24 protein-coding genes are annotated in these 24,179 nt (G+C 59.6%); 19 read left to right on the top strand and 5 right to left on the bottom strand.

Annotated elements, in window-relative coordinates; translation table 11 throughout:
* Nucleotides 1–75 precede the first annotated feature (75 nt).
* The 5 genes from K5R88_RS13025 to K5R88_RS13005 all read left to right on the top strand — a co-directional run bounded on the left by K5R88_RS13025 (nucleotide 76) and on the right by K5R88_RS13005 (nucleotide 5,276).
* A complete protein-coding gene (locus tag K5R88_RS13025; RefSeq protein WP_226300077.1) occupies nucleotides 76–1,068 on the top strand; it encodes a 2-dehydro-3-deoxygalactonokinase in 993 nt (330 codons plus the stop codon).
* A 19-nt stretch (nucleotides 1,069–1,087) separates the two neighbouring features.
* On the top strand, nucleotides 1,088–1,708 hold the full coding sequence (locus K5R88_RS13020; RefSeq protein WP_008032870.1) for a 2-dehydro-3-deoxy-6-phosphogalactonate aldolase: 621 nt from the start codon (nucleotides 1,088–1,090) through the stop codon (nucleotides 1,706–1,708).
* A gap of 48 nt (nucleotides 1,709–1,756) precedes the next feature.
* Nucleotides 1,757–2,905, top strand: a complete 1,149-nt coding sequence (gene dgoD, locus K5R88_RS13015; protein WP_007903915.1) for a galactonate dehydratase — start codon at nucleotides 1,757–1,759, stop codon at nucleotides 2,903–2,905.
* A 196-nt stretch (nucleotides 2,906–3,101) separates the two neighbouring features.
* Entirely contained in the window at nucleotides 3,102–4,412 is a 1,311-nt protein-coding gene (locus tag K5R88_RS13010) for an MFS transporter (protein ID WP_008032871.1), read from the top strand.
* A 60-nt stretch (nucleotides 4,413–4,472) separates the two neighbouring features.
* Nucleotides 4,473–5,276 carry an IclR family transcriptional regulator gene (locus K5R88_RS13005; protein WP_008032872.1) on the top strand — a complete coding sequence of 268 codons (804 nt, stop codon included), beginning with the start codon at nucleotides 4,473–4,475 and terminating at the stop codon, nucleotides 5,274–5,276.
* A 15-nt stretch (nucleotides 5,277–5,291) separates the two neighbouring features.
* Here the strand turns inward: K5R88_RS13005 and K5R88_RS13000 are convergent, their stop codons facing one another.
* On the bottom strand, nucleotides 5,292–6,344 hold the full coding sequence (locus tag K5R88_RS13000; RefSeq protein ID WP_008032874.1) for an NAD(P)-dependent alcohol dehydrogenase: 1,053 nt from the start codon (nucleotides 6,342–6,344) through the stop codon (nucleotides 5,292–5,294).
* A gap of 190 nt (nucleotides 6,345–6,534) precedes the next feature.
* On the opposite strand from K5R88_RS13000, the gene K5R88_RS12995 reads away from it, so the two are divergent.
* Nucleotides 6,535–7,425 (top strand): AraC family transcriptional regulator, encoded by an 891-nt coding sequence (locus K5R88_RS12995; protein ID WP_207286294.1) that lies wholly within the window; start codon nucleotides 6,535–6,537, stop codon nucleotides 7,423–7,425.
* A 173-nt stretch (nucleotides 7,426–7,598) separates the two neighbouring features.
* Here the strand turns inward: K5R88_RS12995 and K5R88_RS12990 are convergent, their stop codons facing one another.
* The gene (locus K5R88_RS12990) at nucleotides 7,599–9,263 is read right to left on the bottom strand and encodes an electron transfer flavoprotein-ubiquinone oxidoreductase (RefSeq protein WP_032829072.1); all 1,665 of its coding nucleotides are present in this window, start codon (nucleotides 9,261–9,263) and stop codon (nucleotides 7,599–7,601) included.
* 547 nt (nucleotides 9,264–9,810) lie between these two features.
* Between K5R88_RS12990 and K5R88_RS12985 the strand changes: the two genes are divergently transcribed.
* From K5R88_RS12985 to K5R88_RS12940, 10 genes are all read left to right on the top strand, one after another.
* Nucleotides 9,811–10,560, top strand: a complete 750-nt coding sequence (locus K5R88_RS12985) for an electron transfer flavoprotein subunit beta/FixA family protein (protein ID WP_007942046.1) — start codon at nucleotides 9,811–9,813, stop codon at nucleotides 10,558–10,560.
* Nucleotides 10,561–11,490, top strand: coding sequence for an electron transfer flavoprotein subunit alpha/FixB family protein (locus tag K5R88_RS12980; protein ID WP_223453145.1), 930 nt, complete (start codon nucleotides 10,561–10,563; stop codon nucleotides 11,488–11,490).
* Between the two features lie 196 nt (nucleotides 11,491–11,686).
* Nucleotides 11,687–12,523, top strand: a complete 837-nt coding sequence (locus K5R88_RS12975; protein WP_226300076.1) for a substrate-binding periplasmic protein — start codon at nucleotides 11,687–11,689, stop codon at nucleotides 12,521–12,523.
* Nucleotides 12,524–12,532: 9 nt separating this feature from the next.
* The gene (locus K5R88_RS12970) at nucleotides 12,533–12,889 is read left to right on the top strand and encodes a DUF4398 domain-containing protein (RefSeq protein ID WP_008040864.1); all 357 of its coding nucleotides are present in this window, start codon (nucleotides 12,533–12,535) and stop codon (nucleotides 12,887–12,889) included.
* Nucleotides 12,886–13,698 (top strand): OmpA family protein, encoded by an 813-nt coding sequence (locus K5R88_RS12965; RefSeq protein WP_008040863.1) that lies wholly within the window; start codon nucleotides 12,886–12,888, stop codon nucleotides 13,696–13,698. Before K5R88_RS12970 ends, K5R88_RS12965 begins: the two co-directional genes overlap by 4 nt.
* A 223-nt stretch (nucleotides 13,699–13,921) precedes the next feature.
* A complete protein-coding gene (locus K5R88_RS12960) occupies nucleotides 13,922–15,361 on the top strand; it encodes an aminotransferase-like domain-containing protein (RefSeq protein WP_207286296.1) in 1,440 nt (479 codons plus the stop codon).
* Between the two features lie 95 nt (nucleotides 15,362–15,456).
* A complete protein-coding gene (locus K5R88_RS12955; protein ID WP_207286297.1) occupies nucleotides 15,457–15,930 on the top strand; it encodes a translation initiation factor 2 in 474 nt (157 codons plus the stop codon).
* A gap of 165 nt (nucleotides 15,931–16,095) precedes the next feature.
* Nucleotides 16,096–16,350 carry a YkgJ family cysteine cluster protein gene (locus K5R88_RS12950; RefSeq protein ID WP_008032889.1) on the top strand — a complete coding sequence of 85 codons (255 nt, stop codon included), beginning with the start codon at nucleotides 16,096–16,098 and terminating at the stop codon, nucleotides 16,348–16,350.
* 40 nt (nucleotides 16,351–16,390) lie between these two features.
* A complete protein-coding gene (locus K5R88_RS12945) occupies nucleotides 16,391–16,996 on the top strand; it encodes an START domain-containing protein (protein ID WP_008040859.1) in 606 nt (201 codons plus the stop codon).
* Nucleotides 16,997–18,344: 1,348 nt separating this feature from the next.
* The gene (locus K5R88_RS12940) at nucleotides 18,345–20,438 is read left to right on the top strand and encodes an LTA synthase family protein (protein WP_226300075.1); all 2,094 of its coding nucleotides are present in this window, start codon (nucleotides 18,345–18,347) and stop codon (nucleotides 20,436–20,438) included.
* 59 nt (nucleotides 20,439–20,497) lie between these two features.
* Here the strand turns inward: K5R88_RS12940 and K5R88_RS12935 are convergent, their stop codons facing one another.
* Nucleotides 20,498–20,656, bottom strand: a complete 159-nt coding sequence (locus K5R88_RS12935; RefSeq protein ID WP_174602692.1) for a DUF3309 family protein — start codon at nucleotides 20,654–20,656, stop codon at nucleotides 20,498–20,500.
* Nucleotides 20,657–20,934: 278 nt separating this feature from the next.
* Between K5R88_RS12935 and K5R88_RS12930 the strand changes: the two genes are divergently transcribed.
* The 3 genes from K5R88_RS12930 (at nucleotide 20,935) to csrA (ending at nucleotide 22,475) form a co-directional block, all read left to right on the top strand.
* Nucleotides 20,935–21,750: an SDR family oxidoreductase gene (locus K5R88_RS12930; RefSeq protein WP_008034550.1), complete on the top strand. Its 816-nt coding sequence runs from the start codon at nucleotides 20,935–20,937 to the stop codon at nucleotides 21,748–21,750.
* Between the two features lie 64 nt (nucleotides 21,751–21,814).
* Nucleotides 21,815–22,147 (top strand): YnfA family protein, encoded by a 333-nt coding sequence (locus tag K5R88_RS12925; RefSeq protein ID WP_008034549.1) that lies wholly within the window; start codon nucleotides 21,815–21,817, stop codon nucleotides 22,145–22,147.
* A 142-nt stretch (nucleotides 22,148–22,289) separates the two neighbouring features.
* A complete protein-coding gene (gene csrA, locus K5R88_RS12920) occupies nucleotides 22,290–22,475 on the top strand; it encodes a carbon storage regulator CsrA (RefSeq protein ID WP_008034548.1) in 186 nt (61 codons plus the stop codon).
* Nucleotides 22,476–22,480: 5 nt separating this feature from the next.
* On the opposite strand, the gene K5R88_RS12915 is transcribed toward csrA, so the two are convergent.
* Together K5R88_RS12915 and K5R88_RS12910 are read right to left on the bottom strand one after the other, a co-directional pair.
* Nucleotides 22,481–22,708 (bottom strand): YheU family protein, encoded by a 228-nt coding sequence (locus tag K5R88_RS12915; RefSeq protein WP_003199186.1) that lies wholly within the window; start codon nucleotides 22,706–22,708, stop codon nucleotides 22,481–22,483.
* A 209-nt stretch (nucleotides 22,709–22,917) separates the two neighbouring features.
* Nucleotides 22,918–24,108: an osmoprotectant NAGGN system M42 family peptidase gene (locus tag K5R88_RS12910; RefSeq protein ID WP_226300074.1), complete on the bottom strand. Its 1,191-nt coding sequence runs from the start codon at nucleotides 24,106–24,108 to the stop codon at nucleotides 22,918–22,920.
* Nucleotides 24,109–24,179 lie beyond the last annotated feature (71 nt).

Raw genomic sequence — 24,179 nt, 5'->3', positions numbered from 1 at the left:
TATATATTGAGATTTCCCTGTGTCAGGGTTTATAGTCCAGCTCACTCACTGCCAATAAACAAAACAGGTGAAGCGATGCTGGCGCAATTGATCGCGCTCGATTGGGGGACAACCTCATTACGTGCTTACAAACTCGCCGCGAGTGGCCAGGTGCTCGAACAGCGTTCGCTGTCATCGGGAATCATGCAGCTGCCCCGGACGCCGCGAATCATTAACGGTCTGGCATGCACCGACGGTTTTGAACTGGCCTTTGACGAGGCCTGCGGTGACTGGCTCGATGAGCAACCCGGTTTGCCGGTGATTGCCTGCGGCATGGTTGGCAGCGCGCAAGGCTGGTGCGAAGCGGCCTACCGTGACACGCCGGCAAACGTTGCCAATCTCGGAACCTCCCTACAAACCATTCGCAGTCTTCGCGGTGTCGATGTGCACATCGTGCCGGGCGTGATTCAGCGTTCGCGCCTGCCGAACGTGATGCGCGGTGAAGAAACCCAGGTCCTCGGCGTGCTGCAAAACCTGGCGGGCGAGGCGGGCAGCGATCTGTTGATCGGCCTGCCGGGCAGCCATTCGAAATGGGTGGAAGTGGCCGATGGCTGCATCGTGCATTTCGACACCTTCATGACTGGCGAAGTCTTCGCGGTGCTCAGCGAACACAGCATTCTGGGGCGCACCCAGCAACGCGGTGGGTCTTTCGATGGCGATGCGTTTGACCGTGGCGTGCAAGTGGCCCTGTCGGCGGACGGCGAAATCGGCCCGCTGTCGACGCTGTTCAGTGCCCGCAGCCTCGGGCTGACCGGCGAACTGAGCGGCAGTGCGCAACCGGATTATTTGTCCGGCCTGTTGATCGGCCATGAGCTGTCGGCGCTGGCCACGGTTCAGCGGCGTCGGCGCAACAGCGTTCATCTGCCGTCGATCATTCTCATCGGCAATTCCCAACTCTGTGCCCGTTACAGCCGGGCGCTCGACGCCTGCGGTTTTGCCCGAGTGACGCTGGCCGAACAGGCTACCGAACGCGGGTTGTGGCAACTGGCGCTCGCCGCCGGGCTGATCACTCCAAACCCATCCCGTTAAACCTGACTGGAGGTCTGACATGCTCAAACAAGCATTGGCGCAAAACGGTCTGATCGCAATCCTGCGTGGCCTGCGCCCGCAGGAAGCGGCAGCTATCGGAGAAGTCCTTTACGCAGCCGGATTTCGCGTCATCGAAGTGCCGCTCAATTCCCCCGAGCCGTACGAAAGTATCCGCATCCTGCGCAGTACCTTGCCTGCCGATTGCCTGATCGGCGCGGGCACGGTGCTGACGCCGGAGCAGGTCGAGCAAGTGAAAGCCGCCGGCGGGCAGGTCATCGTCATGCCCCACAGCGATCCCAAAGTGCTGCGTGCCGCGAAGGCCGCCGGGTTGTTTCTGTCGCCTGGCGTGGCGACGCCGACCGAAGCGTTCGCTGCATTGGCGGAAGGCGCGGACGTGCTGAAGATGTTCCCCGCCGAGCAAATGGGCCCGGCGGTTGTAAAAGCCTGGCTGGCGGTGTTGCCCGCCGGGACGATTCTGGCGCCGGTGGGCGGGATCACCCCGGAGAACATGCAGGTGTTTATCGACGCGGGCGTGAAGGGCTTCGGCCTCGGGTCCGGGTTGTTCAAGCCGGGCATGACGGCGGCGCAAGTGGCGTCCAACGCCAAGGCCTACGTCGCTGCATGGAACGCTCTGCGTTAAGACTTTTTTGGCGCCGAGCGCGCTGCATCTAATAAGAGAGAAGAAGAGATGAAAATCACCAAACTGACCACCTTCATCGTTCCGCCGCGCTGGTGCTTCCTGAAAGTGGAAACCGACGAGGGCGTGACCGGTTGGGGCGAACCCGTGGTCGAAGGCCGTGCCCACACGGTGGCGGCTGCCGTTGAAGAATTGTCCGACTACCTGATCGGCAAAGACCCACGCAACATCGAAGACATCTGGACCGTGCTGTATCGCGGCGGCTTCTACCGGGGCGGTGCGATCCACATGAGTGCGCTGGCCGGTATCGACCAGGCGTTGTGGGACATCAAGGGCAAGGCCTTGGGTGTGTCGGTCAGCGACCTGCTCGGTGGTCAGGTGCGCGACAAGATTCGTGTCTATTCGTGGATTGGCGGTGACCGTCCGGCAGACACTGCGCGCGCCGCGAAAGAAGCGGTCAGCCGTGGTTTCACCGCCGTGAAAATGAACGGCACCGAAGAGCTGCAATTCCTCGATTCCTTCGAGAAAGTCGACCTGGCCCTGGCCAACGTCGCCGCCGTGCGTGATGCGGTCGGGCCGAACGTCGGTATCGGTGTGGACTTCCATGGCCGGGTACACAAGCCCATGGCCAAGGTGCTGATGAAGGAACTCGATCCGTACAAACTGATGTTCATCGAAGAGCCGGTGCTCAGCGAAAACTACGAAGCACTGAAGGAGCTGGCGCCGCTGACCAGCACACCGATTGCCCTCGGTGAGCGTCTGTTCTCGCGTTGGGATTTCAAGCGCGTGCTCAGCGAAGGTTACGTCGACATCATCCAGCCGGATGCTTCTCATGCCGGTGGCATCACCGAGACTCGCAAGATCGCCAACATGGCTGAAGCCTACGACGTAGCGCTGGCGCTGCATTGCCCGTTGGGGCCGATTGCGCTGGCGGCGTGTTTGCAACTGGATGCGGTTTGCTACAACGCGTTCATCCAGGAACAGAGCCTGGGCATCCACTACAACGAGAGCAACGACCTGCTGGATTACGTCAAGGATCCACGGGTGTTCGATTACGACAAAGGCTTCGTGAAGATTCCGAACGGCCCGGGCCTGGGGATCGAGATCAACGAGGAATACGTGATCGAACGCGCGGCGGTCGGGCATCGCTGGCGCAACCCGATCTGGCGCCATGCCGACGGCAGTTTTGCCGAGTGGTGAGTGATCGCTGACCCACCGCAAATCCCTGTGGGAGCCAGCCTGCTGGCGATTTGGTCGGCACATCCAGCATTCATGGTGACTGACCCAACGCGATCGCCAGCAGGCTGGCTCCCACAGGTTGATCTCCATGGACAGGGAGATCGGCATCATTCCAGTTCCACATCGACCTCAATAAACATAAGAAGAGGCATTCCCCATGCAACCGCAAACCCTCACCGGGCAGGCGTCGTTGGTGGCGCCCAGCCGCAAGCGTTTTTTCATCATGGTCCTGCTGTTTATCACCGTAGTGATCAACTATCTGGACCGCAGCAACCTGTCCATCGCTGCCCCGGCGCTGACCAGTGACCTGGGCATCGACCCGATCCATGTCGGACTGATCTTCTCCGCGTTCGGCTGGACCTACGCCGCCATGCAGATCCCCGGCGGCTGGCTGGTGGATCGTGTTCCGCCGCGCATCCTTTATAGCCTCGCCTTGCTGCTGTGGTCGATCGCCACGGTGATGCTCGGTTTCGCCGCCAGCTTCATTGCGCTGTTCGTCTTGCGCATGGCGGTCGGTGCGCTGGAAGCCCCGGCGTATCCGATCAACAGCCGCGTAGTCACCACCTGGTTCCCGGAGCGCGAGCGCGCCACGGCCATTGGTTTCTACACCTCCGGCCAGTTCGTCGGGTTGGCGTTCCTGACGCCGGTACTCGCCTGGTTGCAGCATGAATTTGGCTGGCACATGGTGTTCGTCAGCACCGGTGCGGTGGGCATTCTCTGGGCGGTGATCTGGTACGCGGTGTATCGCGAGCCACGGGATTTCAAAGGCGCCAATGACGCTGAAATCGACCTGATCCGCGAAGGCGGCGGGCTGGTGGATATTCAGGCCGAGCAAGCGAAGGTCAAGGCGAAATTCAGCTGGACCGACCTCGGCATCGTCCTGACCAAGCGCAAGTTGTGGGGCATTTACCTTGGCCAGTTCTGCCTCAACTCGACGTTGTGGTTTTTCCTGACGTGGTTCCCGACCTACCTGGTGAAGTATCGCGGCATGGATTTCATCAAGTCCGGCCTGCTGGCGTCGTTGCCGTTTCTCGCCGCTTTCGTCGGCGTACTCTGTTCCGGGTTCTTCTCCGACTTCTTGATCCGTCGCGGCTACACGGTGGGTTTCGCCCGCAAGTTGCCGATCATTGGCGGCTTGCTGATTTCCACCTCGATCATCGGCGCCAATTTCGTCGAGTCGACGCCGCTGGTGATAGCCTTCCTCGCCTTGGCGTTCTTCGGCAACGGTCTGGCTTCGATCACCTGGTCACTGGTTTCAACGCTGGCACCGGCACGCTTGTTGGGGCTGACCGGCGGCGTGTTTAACTTCATCGGTAACCTGTCGGCGATTGCCACGCCGATTGTCATCGGTTTCCTCGCCAGCGGTGATTCGTTCGCTCCGGCGATCACCTACATCTCGGTTCTCGCGTTGTTGGGGGCGCTTTCCTACATTCTGCTGGTCGGGAAGGTCGAGCGTATCAAGTTGTAGTCGTAGCCGTCGGGCGACCATAATGCCGCCCGTTCACTCGCTCAACGGTAAAGGCTGGATATGCAGGAAGACGCCCCAAAAATCGCCAAGGACGCCGCGCCGACCGGCACTCAGACCCTGCTTCGCGGTCTGGGTGTGGTTCAGGCCGTGGCCAGTGGCGCCCGCGATCTCAAGGAAATCGCCCGGCTGATCGGCACGACGCGCAGCACCACCCATCGTCTGGCCAGTTGCCTGGTGGACGAGCGTTATCTGCGCGTGGTGCCGCAAGTCGGTTATTTGCTGGGGCCGAAGCTGATCGAGTTGGGCTTTCAGGCGCGTGAGGAATTGCCGCTGGTCACGTTGGCCGGTCCGTATCTGGATGAGTTGTCGGCGTTGACCGGCGACACCATTCACCTGGCGATTCGCGAGGGCGACGAGGTGCTGTACCTGCACAAGAATCCGGGGCGCAATGGTCCGGAAATGCGTTCGCGGGTTGGCCATCGCATGCCGTTGGCGCGTACCGGGATCGGCAAGGCGCTGATGCTCGATGACACGCAGGAAGAATGGCAGCGGCTGTATGAAGTCAGCCTGCCGGCGGGTGGGAAAAATCAGTTCTGGCCGCAGCACCCGGAGCAATCCTGGGAGCAGTTCCAGCAGCGCATGATTGAGTACGTGGCGGGCGGTTACGCCTTCGACCTGGAAGACAACGAACCGTCGATCCGCTGCGTGGCGGCGCCGATCCGTGATGCCAGCAAGCGCATCGTCGCCGGCATCAGCATTGCCAGCACCGTGCCGTACATGCCGCTGGAAAAAATGGCCGAGCTGATTCCCCTGATCAAAGGGGTCACGGCCCGGCTCTCGGCTGAGCTTGGCTTGAAGGTATAAACCGCTAAGGTCTGATCAGACTTTCAGCGTCGCCATGTCGATGACGAAGCGGTACTTCACGTCACCGGCGATCATGCGGGCGTAAGCCTCGTTGATCTGGCGGATGTCGAGCATTTCGATGTCGCAGGTGATGTTGTGCTCGGCGCAGAAATCCAGCACTTCCTGGGTTTCGGCGATGCCGCCGATCAGCGAGCCGGCCAGTACACGGCGGCCCAACACCAATTTGGCCGCGTGGACCGGTGGATCAATCGGTTCAATCAACCCCACCAGAATGTGCACGCCATCGAAACGCAGCGTGTCGAGGTAGGGATTGAGGTCGTGCTGCACAGGAATGGTGTCCAGCAGAAAGTCGAAATGGCCGGCCGCAGCCTTCATCTGCTCGGCATCGGTGGACACGATCACATGGTCCGCGCCCTGACGACGACCTTCTTCAGCCTTGCTTGCCGAACGGGTGAACAGCGTGACTTCCGCGCCCATTGCCTTGGCGAACTTGATGCCCATGTGGCCGAGGCCGCCCATGCCGAGAATCCCGACCTTGTCGCCCGCTTTCACGCCGTAGTGCTTGAGCGGCGAGTAGGTGGTGATGCCGGCGCAGAGGATCGGCGCGGCACTGGCCAGGTCAAGTTTTTCCGGGATGCGCACCACGAAGTGCTCGCTGACCACGATGCTGTCGGAGTAACCGCCCATGGTGTTGCTGCCATCGACCCGGTCGGGTGTGGCGTAGGTCATGGTCGGGCCTTCGAGGCAATATTGTTCGAGGTTGGCCTGGCAGGCTTCGCAGCTGCGGCACGAATCGACCATGCAGCCGACGCCGACCAGATCGCCGACTTTATGTTGGGTGACATTCGCACCGATGGCGGTCACTTTGCCTACGATCTCGTGGCCGGGCATCAGCGGGTAAACGGCAATGCCCCACTCATTGCGCGCCTGATGGATGTCGGAATGGCAGACGCCGCAGTAGAGAATCTCGATCGCCACGTCGTCGGCACGCGGGCTGCGGCGTTCGAATTTCACGGGGGCAAGGGGAGTGGTGGCCGACTGGGCGGCGTATCCGATGGCGGTGTACATGGTGGACCTCGCAAAAAGCATGACAGGTGAGGCGGCGCATTTTGGGCGCCGTACCATTACGCGGCCATGGCGATTCCTCCGGGTGTCATGCCTATTCCTCCGGCATCTGCGTTCGTTGGGTCCAATGGGCAATCAGACCTGCGATGATGCTTTCATCCCTTTTTCCGTGATTATTTTGTGAAGAGCTCCCATGTTGTTGACCCGTCATCTCGATGCCAATGCCACGCTGGTTTCGCTGATTGAGCCACTGGCGACCCGCGACGGTTTCACCCAGACCGGGTTGCCCGGTGTGCAAGTTCTGCGCGCGAGTTGTGACGTCGCCCGTGGCCCGCATATTTATGAACCGAGCCTGATGATCATCGCCCAGGGCAGCAAACTGGCGTATCTGGGGCCGCGAACCCTGGAGTACGGCGCCGGGCATTACTTGATTCAAGCGTTGCCGGTGCCGTTCGAGTGCGAAACCTTTGCCTTGCCGAATGCGCCACTGCTCGGGGTTTCCGTGGCGATTGACCGGGTGCTGCTGGGGGAATTGGTGCTGGCGATGGGACTGGCGCCGGGACGGCACATTGCGGCGCAGACGCCGGAGTCGATGACCTCGGTGGTACTCGACGACGGCATGCGCGGCTGTGTGGAGCGGTTGTTGCGTTGTCTGCACGATCCTCTGGAGGCGCGGATCATGGGGCCGTCACACCTGCGCGAGTTGTTGTTCGTCGCGTTGCGCGGGCCGCAGGCCGATGTGTTGCGTGCGCTGGTGGAACAGCAGGGGCAGTTCGCCCGTGTCGCGGCGTCGATCAGCCATTTGCATGCGCACTACGCCGAACCCTTGAACGTCGAGACCCTGGCCAGTTGCGCGAACATGAGTGCGTCGACCTTTCATGAGCATTTCAAGCGCAGCACGTTGTTGTCGCCGGTGCAGTATTTGAAGCGATTGCGCTTGCTCAAGGCGCAGACGTTGCTGGTGGCGGAGGGCTTGGGCGTGGCGCAGGTGGCGCATCGGGTCGGGTACCAGAGCACGTCGCAGTTCAGTCGGGAGTACAAGCGCTACTTTGAGCGTAATCCGGGAGATGAGCGAGCAGCCTGACAACCCCCTGTAGGAGCCGGCTTGCTGGCGATAGCGGTGTGTCAGCGAACATTTATCTTGTCTGGTGCACCGCTATCGCCAGCAAGCCGGCTCCTACAAGGACCGTGTGGGGGTATGAATTGCGGGCAACAAAAAGGCCCCCATTCGGGAGCCTTGATGTTCAGCGATTCAACTTACATGTTCGGGTAAGTCGGGCCGCCAGCACCTTCCGGTGCCACCCAGGTGATGTTCTGTGCAGGGTCCTTGATGTCGCAGGTCTTGCAGTGAACGCAGTTCTGGGCGTTGATCTGGAAGCGCTTCTCGCCGTCTTCCTTGGTGACCACCTCATACACGCCGGCCGGGCAGTAACGCTGGGCAGGTTCATCGTACATCGGCAGGTTCTTGGCGATCGGGATGCTCAGGTCGGCCAGCTTCAGGTGGCAAGGCTGTTCTTCTTCGTGGTTGGTACCGGAGATGAACACCGAGCTGAGTTTGTCGAAACTGATTTTGCCATCCGGTTTCGGGTAGTCGATCTTCTTGCAGTCGGCCGCGAGTTTCAGGCAAGCGTAATCCGGCTTGGTGTCGTGCAGGGTGAACGGCAGTTTGCCGCCGAAGATGTTCTGGTCCAGCCAGTTGAAACCACCGCCGACGATGGCGCCGAACTTGTGGATCGCCGGGCCGAAGTTGCGGCTGGCGAACAGCTCGTCGTAGAGCCAGCTCTTCTTGAACGCATCGACGTAAGTGGTCAGTTCTTCGGTGCCGTCCTTTTCAGCGAACAGCGCCTCGGCCACGGATTCAGCGGCGAGCATGCCGGACTTCATCGCAGTGTGGCTGCCTTTGATCTTGGCGAAGTTCAGGGTGCCGAGGTCGCAACCGATCAGCGCGCCGCCCTTGAAGACCATTTTCGGCAGCGAGTTCAGGCCGCCCTTGCAGATGGCGCGCGCGCCGTAGCTGATGCGCTTGCCGCCTTCCAGGTACTGCTTGAGCACCGGGTGATGCTTGAGGCGCTGGAACTCGTCGAACGGCGACAGGTAGGTGTTGCTGTAGGACAGATCAACGATCAGACCGACCACCACCTGGTTGTTTTCCAGGTGATAGAGGAACGAGCCGCCGGTGTTCTCGGTGCCCATGATGTCCAGCGGCCAGCCGGCGGTGTGCACCACCAGGCCTGGCTGATGCTTGGCCGGGTCGATTTCCCAGATTTCTTTCAGGCCGATGCCGTAGTGCTGGGCATCGGCTTCGCTGTCGAGGTTGAAGCGCTTGATCAACTGCTTGCCGATGTGGCCACGGCAGCCTTCGGCGAACAGCGTGTACTTGCCGCGCAATTCCATGCCTGGGGTGTACAGGCCTTCTTTCGGGTTGCCTTCGCGGTCAACGCCCAGATCACCGGTGATGATCCCGCGCACCACGCCGTTCTCGTCGAACAGTGCTTCCTGCGCGGCGAAGCCCGGGTAGATTTCCACGCCCAGGTTTTCGGCCTGCTGAGCCAGCCAGCGGCACAGGTTGCCCAGGGAGATGATGTAGTTGCCTTCGTTGTGCATGGTCTTGGGCACAAAGAGGTCGGGAATCTTCTGCGCGCTGTCGGCGTTTTTCAGCACGAAGATGTCATCGCGGGTGACCGGCGTGTTCAGCGGCGCGCCAAGTTCTTTCCAGTCCGGGAACAGTTCGTTCAGGGCGCGTGGTTCGAACACGGCACCGGACAGGATGTGAGCACCCACTTCGGAGCCTTTTTCGACCACGCAGACGCTGATTTCCTTACCGGCTTCAGCAGCCTTCTGCTTCAAGCGGCAGGCGGCGGAAAGACCAGCGGGGCCGGCACCGACGATGACCACGTCGAATTCCATGTATTCGCGTTCCACAGGTTATCTCCTACTCAAGGCTCAACAGTTTTTTTTCTAATTGGAGGTTTGGTGTCGCATCCATGAATTCCTGCACGAGGCAGGAAGAGGACAATCGATGAACCACCTTTCTCTTTGGGTGGCGCATTATATCTACACCACTCTTAGCGTCCAATACAAACGTTTGTTTGAATCGGCTCAAAGCCAGAGAAATCAAAGTCACGCGGCTTATGACTGGCCATTTTGCCGTATTGACCGGAATAGGCGTTCCGGTCAAGATACGGTCGGTTTTGCGCTCGCCGTAGGCTGACTGTTGGTTTCAAGAGCACCTCTAAAGACAGGGCGATGGCAGTACAAGGTGATGTGCAGCGCAGTGTTGGCGCGCAGTTTACACGCCACGATATTTAATGACTTGTTGGTCACCACTGACGAACGGTCATCAACGTCATGAGCGATGGTCACTTGACACGTATGCCGGCGTTTTTAGAGGTGCCCTTGCGCCCGATGAGCATCAACCGCCAGGTTCGCCTAGGCGACTTTCTTTTCACCGGAGAGTAACGAGGAATCCATGAAGGTTCTTGTAGCTGTCAAACGCGTTGTGGATTACAACGTCAAGGTTCGCGTCAAGGCGGACAATTCCGGCGTCGACCTCGCCAACGTGAAGATGTCGATGAACCCGTTCTGCGAAATCGCAGTGGAAGAAGCCGTACGCCTGAAAGAGAAAGGCGTTGCGACTGAAATCGTCGTCGTCTCCATCGGCCCGTCCACCGCTCAAGAGCAACTGCGCACCGCGCTGGCTCTGGGTGCCGACCGCGCCATCCTCGTCGAATCCGCTGAAGATCTGACTTCCCTGGCCGTTGCCAAGCTGCTCAAAGCCGTTGTCGACAAGGAGCAGCCTCAGCTGGTGATCCTCGGCAAACAGGCCATCGACAGCGACAACAACCAGACTGGCCAGATGCTCGCTGCATTGAGCGGCTACGGTCAGGGCACCTTCGCGTCCAAAGTCGAAGTGTCCGGCGACAGCGTTGCCGTGACCCGCGAAATCGACGGCGGCGCGCAGACAGTTTCCCTGAAACTGCCGGCCATCGTCACCACCGACCTGCGTTTGAACGAGCCGCGCTACGCGTCCCTGCCAAACATCATGAAAGCCAAGAAGAAGCCTCTCGAAGTGCTGACTCCGGACGCTTTGGGCGTTTCCACCGCCTCCACCAACAAGACCGTGAAAGTCGAAGCGCCTGCTGCACGCAGCGCGGGTATCAAGGTCAAGTCGGTGGCTGAACTGGTCGAGAAACTGAAAAACGAAGCGAAGGTAATCTAAATGACTATCTTGGTTATTGCTGAACACGACAACAAAGTGCTGGCCCCGGCCACGCTGAACACTGTGGCCGCTGCTGCCAAAATCGGCGGCGACATCCACGTGCTGGTTGCAGGTCAGGGCGCTGGCGCCGTGGCTGAAGCCGCTGCGAAAATCGCTGGCGTGGCTAAAGTGCTGGTGGCCGACAACGCCGCCTACGCTCACCAACTGCCGGAAAACGTCGCGCCACTGGTTGCCGAGCTGGGCAAGGGCTACAGCCACATCCTGGCTGCCGCCACTTCCAACGGCAAAAACATCCTGCCGCGCGTTGCCGCTCAGCTGGACGTTGACCAGATCTCCGAGATCATCTCGGTTGAAAGCGCTGACACCTTCAAGCGCCCGATCTACGCCGGTAACGCCATCGCTACCGTTCAGTCGAACGCTGCGGTCAAAGTGATCACCGTGCGTGCCACCGGTTTCGACCCGGTTGCCGCTGAAGGCGGTTCGGCTGCCGTTGAAGCAGTTGCTGCTGCGCACAACGCTGGCACTTCGAGCTTCGTCGGTGAAGAACTGGCCAAGTCCGATCGTCCGGAACTGACCGCTGCCAAGATCGTCGTTTCCGGCGGCCGCGGCATGCAGAACGGCGACAACTTCAAACACCTGTACGCCCTGGCCGACAAGCTGGGCGCTGCCGTGGGTGCTTCCCGCGCCGCGGTCGACGCAGGTTTCGTACCCAACGACATGCAGGTCGGTCAGACCGGCAAGATCGTTGCTCCACAGCTGTACATCGCGGTCGGTATCTCCGGCGCGATCCAGCACCTGGCCGGCATGAAAGACTCCAAAGTGATCGTCGCGATCAACAAGGACGAAGAAGCGCCGATCTTCCAGGTGGCCGATTACGGCCTGGTGGCGGACCTGTTCGAAGCCATCCCTGAGTTCGAGAAGCTGGTCTAATCCAGCCGCTTGACCTATAAAGAGCCCGACCTTTTGGTCGGGCTTTTTTTTGCTCTTCCTGTAGGAGCCGGCTGGCTGCGGGCGGCGTTCCGACGATGGCATCACTGCGGTTCATCTGAAACACCGCGATGATGCCATCGTCGGAACGCCGCCCGCAGCCAGCCGGCTCCTACAGGGGATATAACGGGGTTTGAGTATGGATCTGCATCGAGTGTTCGGTTGGTCATTGCTGCTGGGTCTGACGCTGTTGCCGACGCTGTCCATCGCAGCGGGCAAGTGTGAGCGACTGGTGGTCACCGGCAGCCCGGATGCACCGCCGTATCTGTGGCAAGACCCGCAAAACCCCAAGCACCTGATCGGTGCCAGCGCCGACCTGTTGCAACAAGTAGCAGGGCAGTTGGGCATCAAGGTCGAGATGCTCTATGCCGGCAAACGCGCCCAGGCGCTGGAGGAAGTGCGCAGTGGGCGCATGGACATGCTGGCCGACGCGCCGTTGACGGTCAGTGAGCTGGAAACCCTGGATTACATCCATCCGCCGTTGCTGGAAAACGATTACCTGGTCTGGACCCGAAAAGACTCGCCACTGATCTACAACCAGGCGCAGGACCTTCACGGTCATCCCGGCGCGTTGTCGGAAAAGTCTCGAATGACCTCGGAATTCGCTACGTTCGCCGAGCAGCAATTGACCCTCGTACGCACTCCAAACCTGACCCAGGCCCTTCAGAAATTGCTGTTGGGGGAAGTGGAATTTGTCCTCGCCGGACGCTATTCGGGCATGGCAGCCGCACAGGCCCTGAGCATGGCCAATGACCTCGTCGCGCGCCCGCAGCCGGTCGACAAACCCGGACTGTTCCTCGCGGTTTCCCATAACTCTGCCTGCAACGATCCGTGGTTGCGCGGACAGCTGGCCAAAAAGATGACAGAATTGCCCGCGTCCGGACTGACGGAAGCCGTGCTGCAACGCAACATCGAGCGCTGGAAAGCGCAGCAACAGCAGCCACAGCAACCCCCCGCCAGTACCCCAAAACAGTAGGGATTTTTAGTGAGTATTCGACCTCTTTTCGCTGCCCTGGCCGTTCTGGCTCTGGCGGGTTGTGCAGCCGATCCGGCGCCGAATGAACAGATACGCCTGACCGAACAGGTGCTCGTGCAAGCCAAAGCCGTGGGCGCCACCGCGGACGACGTGCCGGAAATGAAACTGGCCGAAGATAAATTCGCCCGTGCCCAAGGTGATATGGCCGATCAGTCTTACAAACATGCACGCATGCGCGCCGAACAGGCCGAACTTGACGCGCGCCTGGCCGAAGCCAAGGTCCTGACGCTCAAAAGTGAAGAGAAGCTGGATCTTCTCAACACCCGCATCACTCGATTGCGCAAGCAAGTGGGGGATGCCCAATGAACCTCACGTCCAAAGCTATCGGCGGCTTGATCCTTGTTGGCTGTGCGAGTCTCTATGGCTGCGCCGGTCAGCACAGTGAAGCCGCGTTGCAAGAAGCGGGTGCCGACTTTCAGAAGGTAAAGGAAGATTCCAACGTGCTGCGAATCGCGCCGAAAGACGTGATCCGTGCCGGTGAATCCCTGGCCCGTGCCGATCGACTGTCCAGCTACTGGGGCAGCGGGTCCGACGTGCTGCATTACGCCTACCTGAGCCGGCGCTACAGCGAAATCGCTCGGGAGCACACCAATCAGGTACTCAACGAAGAGCGTGCGGCGAAGCTCGAACTGGAGCGTCAGCGCCTGCAACTGGCCCTGCGCGAATCCAAACTTCTGAGCGTGCAGCAGCAGGGCAAGTGGCTTGAAGAGCAGATTGTTGCGCTGGCCACGACCCAGACTGACCGTGGCCTGGTGATGACCCTCGGCGATGTGCTGTTCGACACCGGCGAAGCGGAGCTGAAAAACTCGGCGAACCGCGTGGTGTTGAAGATCGTGCAATTCCTGCAACTTAATCCCAAGCGCGTCGTGCGCATCGAAGGCTACGCCGACAGCACCGGCGGCAAGCAGGAAAACCTCAAACTGTCCCGTGACCGTGCGCAATCGGTGGCGGACGTGTTGACGGACCTGGGCATCGACGAAAAACGCATTAAGGTCGAAGGTTATGGCGACGAATACCCGGTAGACGCGAACGCCTCGGAACGGGGCCGGGCGCAGAACCGTCGGGTGGAAATTGTGTTCTCCGACGAAAAAGGCCTGCTCGGCGCCGCCCGGTAATGGACGCTTCCTTGTGAAACCATGCAAGCCGGCTCCTACAAACCCGGGCTGCCAGACAGCGCCGGGTTTTTTGTGTCTGCGAATTGCCTCGCAAAGCAGTACAGATTTTGCTGACACTGCACTGTACCGTCGACTATTGTGGCAACTGTCCCCGTACACTTCTAAACTGTTCCGGTATTGTTTCACACAAGAATAAAATGCCCGTGAAATCGAGTGCTGCGTCATGACCAATCTCTTGCTCTACCAACGTATTGCTCAACAACTGGCCGAAGACATCCGTCGTGGGGTCTATCAGCCGGGGGAGCGCGTGCCTTCGGTGCGCAAGATGAGTTCGCAGCTCAATGTCAGCCATGCGACGGTGTTGCAGGCGTATGCCAATCTCGAAGATCAGGGGCTGATCCGTGCTCGGCCGCAGTCGGGTTACTACGTGCACCAGACGCCGGCCCTGACTGCGCCGACACCGGACATCGCCCGGGTCGAACGTCCCGGCCTGGTCACCCGCAGCAGCATCATTCAACAAGTGTTGGTCGAATCCCGTCGTGAGGGCGTGTTTCCCTTGGGCGCGGCGGTGCCGAGCGTCGATTACCTGCCGGTGCGGGCGCTGCATCAGCAGTTGGCCAAAGTCACCCGATTCCATAGCCCGCGGGCATTCAGTTACATGTTCAGCCCCGGTTTTGAACCGTTGCGGCGGCAAGTGGCGATTCGCATGCGCGATGCCGGCGTGGTGGTCGATCCGTCGGAAGTGGTCATCACCCACGGCTGCGTCGATGCCTTGCAGATGTCCCTGCGCGTGCTGACCCGGCCGGGCGACTTGATCGCCGCCGAGTCGCCAACCTACTACGGGTTGCTGCAACTGGCCGATCTGCTGGGCCTGAAAGTCATCGAGATCCCCAGCGATCCGGCCACCGGCATGAGCCTTGAAGCCTTGCAACTGGCAGCGAATCAGTGGTCGATCAAAGCGCTGGTACTGACCACGCGCCTGAGCAATCCGCTGGGCGGCACCATGCCCGAAGAGCGGCAGAAACAACTGCTGCGCCTGGCCTCGGATTTCGATATTCAGGTGGTCGAAGACGATATCTACGGCGAACTGATGTTCGAGCAGGGCCGCACCAAGGCACTCAAGGCCTACGACCGGCTGGATCGGGTGATCTACTGTTCGAGCTTCTCCAAGACCCTGTCTCCGGGTGTGCGGATTGGCTGGATGATTGCCGGCAAGTACCAGCAGGAAATCCAGCGCTTGCAGACCTTCAGCACGCATTCGGCTTGCAGCGTTACGCAGATGGGGATCGCGGCGTATCTGGAAAATGGCGGTTACGACCGGCATTTGCGCTACATCCGTCAGGAGTACCGCAAAAATCTCAGCGCTTTCCAGCTCGCCGTGCAGCAGTATTTCCCGGAAGGCACACAGATGACCCGGCCGACCGGCGGCTTCATTCTGTGGGTGAGTCTGCCGGGGCGGGTCAATACACAAGAACTTCATGTGCGCGCGTTGCAGCAAGGCATCAGCATCGCACCGGGGCTGATTTTCAGTAACACTGAGCAGTTCAATCACTGCATTCGGCTCAACTGCGGCATTCCCTGGAATCGCGAAGCCGAGCGTGCGTTGATGACCCTGGGCATGCTGGCTACCCAGCTTTGCCAGGAGATGGCCGGCGGAATATGACGGGCGGGCGGGTAATTCCTGCCCGAGCTTGTCATGTCGCGTCCAACGAGCGAGCATATGGCCCTCTGCCGATAGCGCCGTTCTCCGTTGGATCCATGAAACCGATTTTTCCTGCCGCCTGGTTGTCGATCTGCCTGTTGATAACCTTCAATTCGGAAGGCGTCCTGGCGGCTCCCGTTCAGGAAAAACCGGCCGCCAGCGCGACATCGAAAAAACCGGCACCGGCAAAAAAAGCCACGCCGGTCAAAAAGAAAGCGGCTACGCAGAAAAAACGTTCACCCATTGCCTCCAAATCGAAACCGGCCAGTGAAGTGGTGAAAACCAAACTGCCTTCGGCTGACCTGGATTTGAGCTTGCCTGAGGAAATGGCCGAAGAGTTTAAGCCGGTCGGTACAGTTCCGTTGCCCCGGCACGACGCCGTGTTGCCGCAAATGTTCGGTGAGAAGGCTGGCAGCTCTCCGTTCCAGCTCAACGGGCGACTGATCAGCAACGAAATGAAGTTGCAACTGCGTAACGAAGAGCGTCGGGAAGTCGAGGGCGCGGCGCTGGAATTGGAGTTCAAGCAGTAAATCCTTCCTCGGCGTGACCCGCAGGCCAGACGCTTTGTCGGAGACTGGTCAGTCACGCTGGTTTGAGCGTAAAAACCCCGCGACAGGTAATTTAAAACAACTGTTTTAGCGGTTACTCTGTGCCCCGTCCTTTAACACATCACCCGTCGCGAGGAGCTCGTCGTCATGAAATGCCGTGAAGGCTGTGGCGCCTGTTGCATTGCCCCTTCCATAAGTTCTCCGATTCCCGGTATGCCCAATGGCAAAGCCGCCGGAGAACGTTGCGTACAACTCTCTGCCGAAAACCTGTGCAGTATTTTCGGCCAACCGGAACGTCCGGCCGTGTGTTCGGCCTTTGAAGCCGACGTCGAAGTCTGCGGAAACAGCAGTGACGAAGCGATCAGATTGTTGGGCTGGTGGGAGCAGATGACGGCGGCGTGATGTGTCAACGAACGGAACTTCAACAATAAGGAATAAGACTATGGGTTCGCTGCATCGTATGGCTGTGCTGTGTGGTTTGACGGTTTTGCTGGCGACTGCCACCGCACAGGCCGAAGACTGGAAGGTGGCCAAGAATGAAGACGGCATCAAGGTGTCCTTGAGTGAAGTGGCCGGCTCTGACTACAAGGCTTATCAGGGCGTTACCCTGATGAAAACCACCATGGCCAAATTGCGCGCACTCCAGGAAGACGTGGCGGGCGCCTGCTCGTGGATTCACGAATGCAAGCAGCAGAAGCTGCTCAAGCATGAAGGCGATCAGAGCTGGACCTACACCCAGTTCAATACCCCATGGCCGGTGACCGCGCGTGATTCGGTGCTGCATATCACGACTACCGTAGGCGCCGATGGCAGTCTGACCCGTAAGCTTGAGGGTGTGCCGAAGTACATTCCTGAAGAAAAGGGTTTTGTGCGGGTTGCCAAGGTTGATGGGTTCTGGAAGTTCGTGCCCAAGGGTGACCAGATTGAAGTGACCTATCAGGTTCACACTGAGCCGGGTGGTAGCGTGCCTTCGATGATTGCCAACAAGTTTGTGGTTGATGCGCCGTTCAATACCTTGAAGGCCCTGAAAGAGCGTGCCGAGAAGTAATCGCTTCGTTTCTTTCTATAAAAAGCCCTGATTTGATCGGGGCTTTTTTTTGCGGGTTTGTTTGATTGGTGTGTATATCCGTTGCTGTGGTCATGGCGGCTTATGGTTTCGCTTTTACAGCGAGTCACTTTCGAAAAGCGCGAAAGTAACCAAAGCGCTCTTGCCCCTTTCGTTCGGTGCCTCGCTGTGGCTCGGCATGCCCTCGCTCCGGTCCTGCTCCGTGGGCCCGCCGCGATCGGCCATCCCTGGCCGTGCGCGGCTAACCCGGCATCCATGCCGGGTTGCCCACTGCGCAGAACCTCCACTCGGCCTCTCGAGGGGGCGCTCAGATCAAAAGCGGAAGGCGAGCTAACGCTCGGCCTGATGAGTGGTGAAAATCAAAAGCAAACGCGATTCCCTGTAGGAGCCGGCTTGCTGGCGATGGCGTCCGTCCAGTCAATAAACAGGTTGACTGACCCACCGCTATCGCCGGCAAGCCAGCTCCTACAGTTGATCGTATTCATCCAGACACCTATGCATTTCCCCTGTAGGAGCCAGCTTGCTGGCGATGGCATCTGCCCAATCAATAAACAGGTTGACTGACCTACCGCTATCGCCAGCAAGCCGGCTCCTACAGTTGATCGTATTCATCCAGACACATATGCATTTCCCCTGTAGGAGCCAGCTTGCTGGCGATGGCGTCTGTCCAGTCAATAAACAGATGACTGATCCACCGCTATCGCCAGCAAGCCGGCTCCTACAGAGGGAATGTGCAAACATCCAAGACTAGTGCAGCCACCACAGTGCGGGAGAGTGCACACGACTGAAGAGCCAGGTCGGCTTTCAGGCCGCCTCGGCGGCTGTGGCGGTAGTCGCCCCCTCGAGAGGCCGAGTGGAGGTTCTGCGCAGTGGGCAACCCGGCATGGATGCCGGGTTAGCCGCCCCCGGCCATGGATGGCCGATGGCGGCGGGCCCACGGAGCAGGACCGAAGCGAGGGCATGGCGAGCATTAGCGAGCCACCGAACGAAAGGGGCAAGAGCCCTTGGTTACTTGGGGCTTTTCCAAGTGACTCGCCGTAAGGGCGAAACCATAAGCCGCCGTTACCGCAGAAACGGATATGACCACACCCAACTTATGGACTCTGAAAGACTTTATTGTGTTTCCGAATATGCACTACACAAAATTTTCACAAAGCCTCCAAGACAATTCGCCCGCGCCAGCCGTGCAGATCAGTAATCAATGGCAATGCCGCGGTTGATCGTGCAACATTTGCGCACCGCGCAAACCCCGGGGCCGAGAACTGGCCAACAGAGGGCAGGGCGCAGCTGTAATTTTGAAACTTCAACTTCCAATGGGTCCTAAAACGACATGGCAATCCCGGACGCCCTGAGTCAGCAGCGAGCTTCTAGTCGCCTGCTGCAACCGACCGTCAAATCGCATCTGGCCTACACGCTGTTGTGTGCCCTGGTCATGATGGTCATGTTCAGCCTGCTGCGCGTCGCGCTGCTGGTCTACAACCGCGAGATGATCCTCGACACCCCGGCCTCGACCTTCTTCGAAGCGTTCGCCAACGGCCTGCGCTTCGACCTGCGCCTGGTGGTCTACCTCAGCATTCCGCTGTTGCTGGCGCTGTTCAGCTCCCGGGCCATGGCGGCCCGCGGGTTCTTCCGTTTCTGGTTGACCATCGCTTCGAGCATCGCGCTGTTCCTCGGCCTGATGGAAATGGACTTCTACCGTGAGTTCCACCAGCGCCTCAACGGCCTGGTCTTCCAGTACGTGAAGGAAGACCCGAAAACCGTAATGAGCATGCTTTGGTACGGATTCCCGGTGGTTCGCTACCTGCTGGCCTGGGCCGTGGGCACGTTGATCCTGACCCTGGCGTTCAAGGGCGCCGACCGCGCGACCCGTCCTCGCGGTCCATTCAGCGGCGGCAGCATCGGCACGCGCCAGATCGCCCCGTGGTACGCGCGCATTGTCGTGTTCGTGGTGTGCCTGCTGGTCTGCGTGGTCGCGGCTCGCGGCACTCTGCGCCAAGGCCCGCCACTGCGTTGGGGTGACGTCTACACCACCGACTCCAACTTCGCCAACCAGTTGGGCCTCAACGGCACATTGTCGCTGGTCGCGGCGGCCAAGAGCCGGATGTCCGAAGATCGCGACAACATCTGGAAAGCCACGCTGCCGCAGCCGCAAGCTCAGCAAATCGTGCGTGACATGCTGGTGATGCCGAACGACAAACTGGTGGATGCCGAGACCGCAGCGGTGCGTCGCGATTACACGCCGCCGGCCGACAAGACCCTGCCGATCAAGAACGTCGTCGTGATCCTGATGGAAAGCATGGCCGGTCACTCGGTCGGCGCCCTCGGTGCACCGGGTAACATCACGCCGTACCTCGACAAGCTGTCGAAGGAAGGCCTGCTGTTTGACCGCTTCTTCTCCAACGGCACCCACACCCACCAGGGTATGTTCGCCACCATGGCCTGCTTCCCGAACCTGCCGGGTTTCGAATACCTGATGCAGACCCCGGAAGGCAGCCACAAACTGTCCGGCCTCCCGCAATTGCTCAGCGCCCGCGACTATGACGACGTGTACGTCTACAACGGCGACTTCGCCTGGGATAACCAGTCGGGTTTCTTCAGCAGCCAGGGCATGACCAACTTCATTGGTCGTAACGACTTCGTCAACCCGGTGTTCTCCGATCCAACCTGGGGTGTGTCCGACCAGGACATGTTCGACCGTGGTCTGGTCGAGCTCAAGGCACGGGAAAACGGCAAGCCGTTCTATGCCTTGCTGCAGACCCTGTCCAACCACACGCCATACGCCTTGCCGACGCCATTGCCGGTCGAGCGCGTGACCGATCGTGGCAGCCTGAACGAGCATTTGACCGCCATGCGTTACGCGGACTGGGCGCTCGGTCAGTTCTTTGAAAAGGCCCGCAAGGAGCCTTACTTCAAGGAAACCCTGTTTGTCATCGTCGGTGACCACGGTTTCGGCAACGAGCGCCAGATCACCGAAATGGACCTGGGCCGCTTCAACGTGCCGATGCTGATGATCGCACCGGGCATCCAGGACAAATTCGGCAAACTTGACCACACGGTAGGCACGCAGATCGACATCGTACCGACCATCATGGGTCGCATCGGTGGCGAAGTGCGTCATCAGTGCTGGGGGCGTGACCTGCTCGACCTGCCGGAAGGCGACACCGGTTTTGGCGTGATCAAACCGTCGGGCAGCGAACAGACCACGGCCATTATCACGGCGGATCAGATTCTGGTCTTGCCGAAAGAAAAGGAAATGGAGCCGAAGATGTATCAGTACGAACTGGGCGCGACACCACACGCCGAGATCGTACCGAATGCACCTCGCACTGCCGAGCTGAAACTCAAGCTCGAAGCATTCCTGCAAACGGCGACCAAGAGCCTGATCGACAACACCGCCGGTGTCGTTGACGGCAAGCCGGACTGACTGTTGATGCAATAAAAAAGAGGCCCTTCAAGGGCCTCTTTTTTTTGCCTGTCAGATCTTTATATCTTGCCGAGTAACAGCAAAATCAACAGCACCACCAACACCACGCCGATGATACCCGACGGGCCATAACCCCAACTTCTGGAATGAGGGAAGACCGGCAGACCACCTACCAGCAGGAGGATCAGAATAATGATTAGTATTGTGCCCATGTCTATTTCCTTGTCGGAAGTGTTCTGAAATTGCCTGGTGTTAATTGTCAGCTGGACTGCAATAAACCCGAGCTGCTTGTAAATTCCGACTGGTGCACTTGAAAGAAAATTCCAAGTTTTTTTAATGTTTTTCGAAGAAAGGCTTATTTCGTTTTCAGGGGCCTGGTTGATACAGGCGCGCTCACGGTTTGCTCGCGCCATTCAGCAATCTGATGGAGCGTGGGTCGCGCAAGGTCCTTCGCTACACTCGACGCATCTTCCCCGGAACAACAAGGCTGTTTGCTATGCAAAATCGCATGATGATCACTGGCGCGGGCTCGGGCCTGGGTCGCGAAATCGCGCTGCGCTGGGCACGTGAAGGCTGGCAACTGGCTTTGTCGGATGTCAGCGAACCCGGTCTGCAGGAAACCCTGAAACTGGTTCGCGAAGCCGGCGGCGATGGCTTTATCCAGCGTTGCGACGTGCGCGATTACAGTCAGCTGACTGCGTTCGCCCAAGCCTGTGAAGTCAAGCTCGGCGGCATCGATGTCATCGTCAACAACGCCGGTGTCGCCTCGGGCGGGTTCTTCAGCGAGCTGTCCCTGGAAGACTGGGACTGGCAGATCGCGATCAACCTGATGGGCGTGGTCAAGGGTTGCAAGGCGTTCTTGCCGCTGCTGGAAAAAAGCAAAGGCAAGATCATCAACATCGCGTCGATGGCCGCCCTGATGCAAGGCCCGGCGATGAGTAACTACAACGTGGCCAAGGCCGGTGTGGTGGCGTTGTCCGAAAGCCTGCTGATCGAACTGGCGCATCAGGAAGTTGGCGTGCATGTGGTGTGCCCGTCGTTCTTCCAGACCAACCTGCTGGACTCTTTCCGTGGTCCGACACCCGCCATGAAAGCGCAGGTTGGCAAGTTGCTGGAAAGTTCGCCGATTAGTGCGGCCGACATTGCCGACTACATCTATCAGCACGTCGCCGCTGGCGAATTCATGATCCTGCCCCACGAACAGGGCCGTATGGCCTGGGCGCTGAAGCAGAAGAACCCGCAACTGCTCTACGACGAAATGACCCTCATGGCCGATAAAATGCGCGCCAAGGCCAAACAGACCGCAGGCTGAACTTGCCCGCACACAACGTCGCCGTTAGGGTGGCCGCCATCGGTCATCCTCGCGAGACGTTCGCATGCTCAATTACCTGTGGTTTTTTCTTGCCGCGCTGTTTGAAATCGCTGGCTGCTTTGCCTTCTGGATGTGGTTGCGCCAAGGCAAAAGCGTCTGGTGGGTGGTGCCGGCGCTGCTCAGCCTGACCTTGTTCGCGCTGCTGCTGACCCGTGTCGAGGCGAGCTACGCGGGGCGGGCTTATGCCGCCTACGGTGGCATCTACATCATTGCGTCGATTGGCTGGCTGGCCGTGGTCGAACGGATTCGCCCGCTCGGCTCTGACTGGATCGGCGTGGCGCTGTGTGTGATCGGCGCAAGCGTCATCCTGTTTGGCCCGCGTTTTTCCGCTGCCTGAAGCAAAGCCACGGTTTGTAAGACGTTTCCTTAAGAGGTGTTCGTCTTGCACTGTAGGGCGGGACTGTTTTGCCCTCGTCGCATTGAAGGCCCGCCGCGTGCCGGGCATCTTCAGGGTTCGATAACCCTGAAGGACGAATGCCATGCTTGTACTCAGCCGCGTTGTGGGCGAAATGATTTCCATCGGTGACGACATTTCGGTGCGTATTGTCGCCGTCAACGGCAACACGGTGCGCTTCGGCGTCGACGCGCCGCAAAGCGTCAATGTGCACCGTGCCGAAGTCTACAAGCGCATCCAGGTCAAACTGGCAAAAACCAAAGGGCGATGAAGGCGTCAGTCGAACAGATGCTTGGGCACGTCGTGCTTGAGCATCAACTGGCATTGCTCGCTTTCCGGGTCGAAGACAATCAGCGCCTGACCTTTGGTCAGGGCCTGGCGAACACGCAATACGCGGGTTTCCAGCGGCGTGTCATCGCCGTTGTCGGTGCCGTCACGGGTCACGAAATCCTCGATCAGGCGGGTCAGGGTGTCGACTTCAAGTTGGTCGTGGGGAATCAGCATAGGTACCTCGGCTAAACAATGGCGCGATGCTACGGCGAATGATGGGTGGCGGCTAGTCTGGACCCGATGTGTTGTCTGGGCTGACGCTTTCGCGGGCAAGCCTCGCTCCTACAGACTTTGCGTCGATCCGAAGTAATGTGATCAACGCGAAACCTGTAGGAGCGAGGCTTGCCCGCGAAAGCGTCAGCCCATGCAATGAAAATTCCGGATCAGCTATCCGCCCGCTGCCCCACCAGACTATCCACCGAAGGCACCCGCGTATCGCTTTCCATCTGCGTGTCATGTTCGATCTGATGACTGAAGCGGTCCAGCGAACCCTTGGCCGGTTGCGCATCGCTGGCAAACACCGGCGGGCTGAGGATGTAGGCGCCGAGCAGGCGACTGAGCGCCGCGAGGCTGTCGATGTGGGTGCGTTCGTAGCCGTGAGTCGCGTCGCATCCGAAGGCGAGCAGGGCGGTGCGAATGTCATGGCCGGCGGTGACCGCCGAATGTGCATCGCTGAAATAGTAGCGAAACAAGTCGCGGCGCACCGGCAACTCGTTGTCGCTGGCCAGTCGCAGCAGGTGCCGCGACAAGTGATAGTCATAAGGCCCGCCGGAATCCTGCATCGCCACGCTGACCGCATGTTCGCTGGAGTGCTGGCCGGGCGCGACCGGGGCGATGTCGATGCCGACGAATTCGCTGACGTCCCACGGTAACGCCGCCGCTGCACCGCTGCCGGTTTCCTCGGTGATGGTGAACAGCGGATGGCAGTCGATCATCAGTTCTTCGCCACTGTCGACAATCGCTTTGAGTGCCGCCAGCAGCGCGGCAACGCCGGCCTTGTCGTCGAGGTGACGGGCGCTGATGTGGCCGCTTTCGGTGAACTCCGGCAACGGGTCGAACGCGACGAAATCGCCGACGCTGATCCCCAGGGAATCGCAATCGGCGCGGGTCGCGCAGTACGCGTCGAGGCGCAGTTCGATGTGATCCCAGCTGATCGGCATCTCGTCCACCGCCGTGTTGAACGCATGCCCGGACGCCATCAACGGCAACACGCTGCCACGGATCACGCCGTTGTCGGTAAACAGGCTGACGCGGCTGCCTTCGGCGAAACGGCTGGACCAGCAGCCGACTGGCGCCAGAGTCAGGCGACCGTTGTCTTTCACTGCGCGAACGGCGGCGCCGATGGTGTCGAGGTGGGCGGAAACGGCGCGGTCGGGGCTGTTTTTCTTGCCTTTAAGCGTGGCGCGGATGGTGCCGCGGCGAGTCATCTCGAAAGGAATGCCCAGCTCTTCAAGCCGCTCGGCGACGTAACGCACGATGGTGTCGGTGAAACCGGTCGGGCTCGGAATGGCGAGCATTTCCAGGAGGACTTTTTGCAGGTAGTTGAGGTCGGGTTCCGGGATTATATAGGTCATGGAAACTCCTGATGAGTAAAGAGCATCGATGGTTTCGATGAGGGTAATTTGCGGTGTCTGTGAGGCCGTCT

Source organism: Pseudomonas sp. MM213 (assembly GCF_020423045.1).
Classification (GTDB): Bacteria; Pseudomonadota; Gammaproteobacteria; order Pseudomonadales; family Pseudomonadaceae; genus Aquipseudomonas; species Aquipseudomonas migulae.
This window is presented reverse-complemented; position numbering and strand designations above follow the sequence as displayed.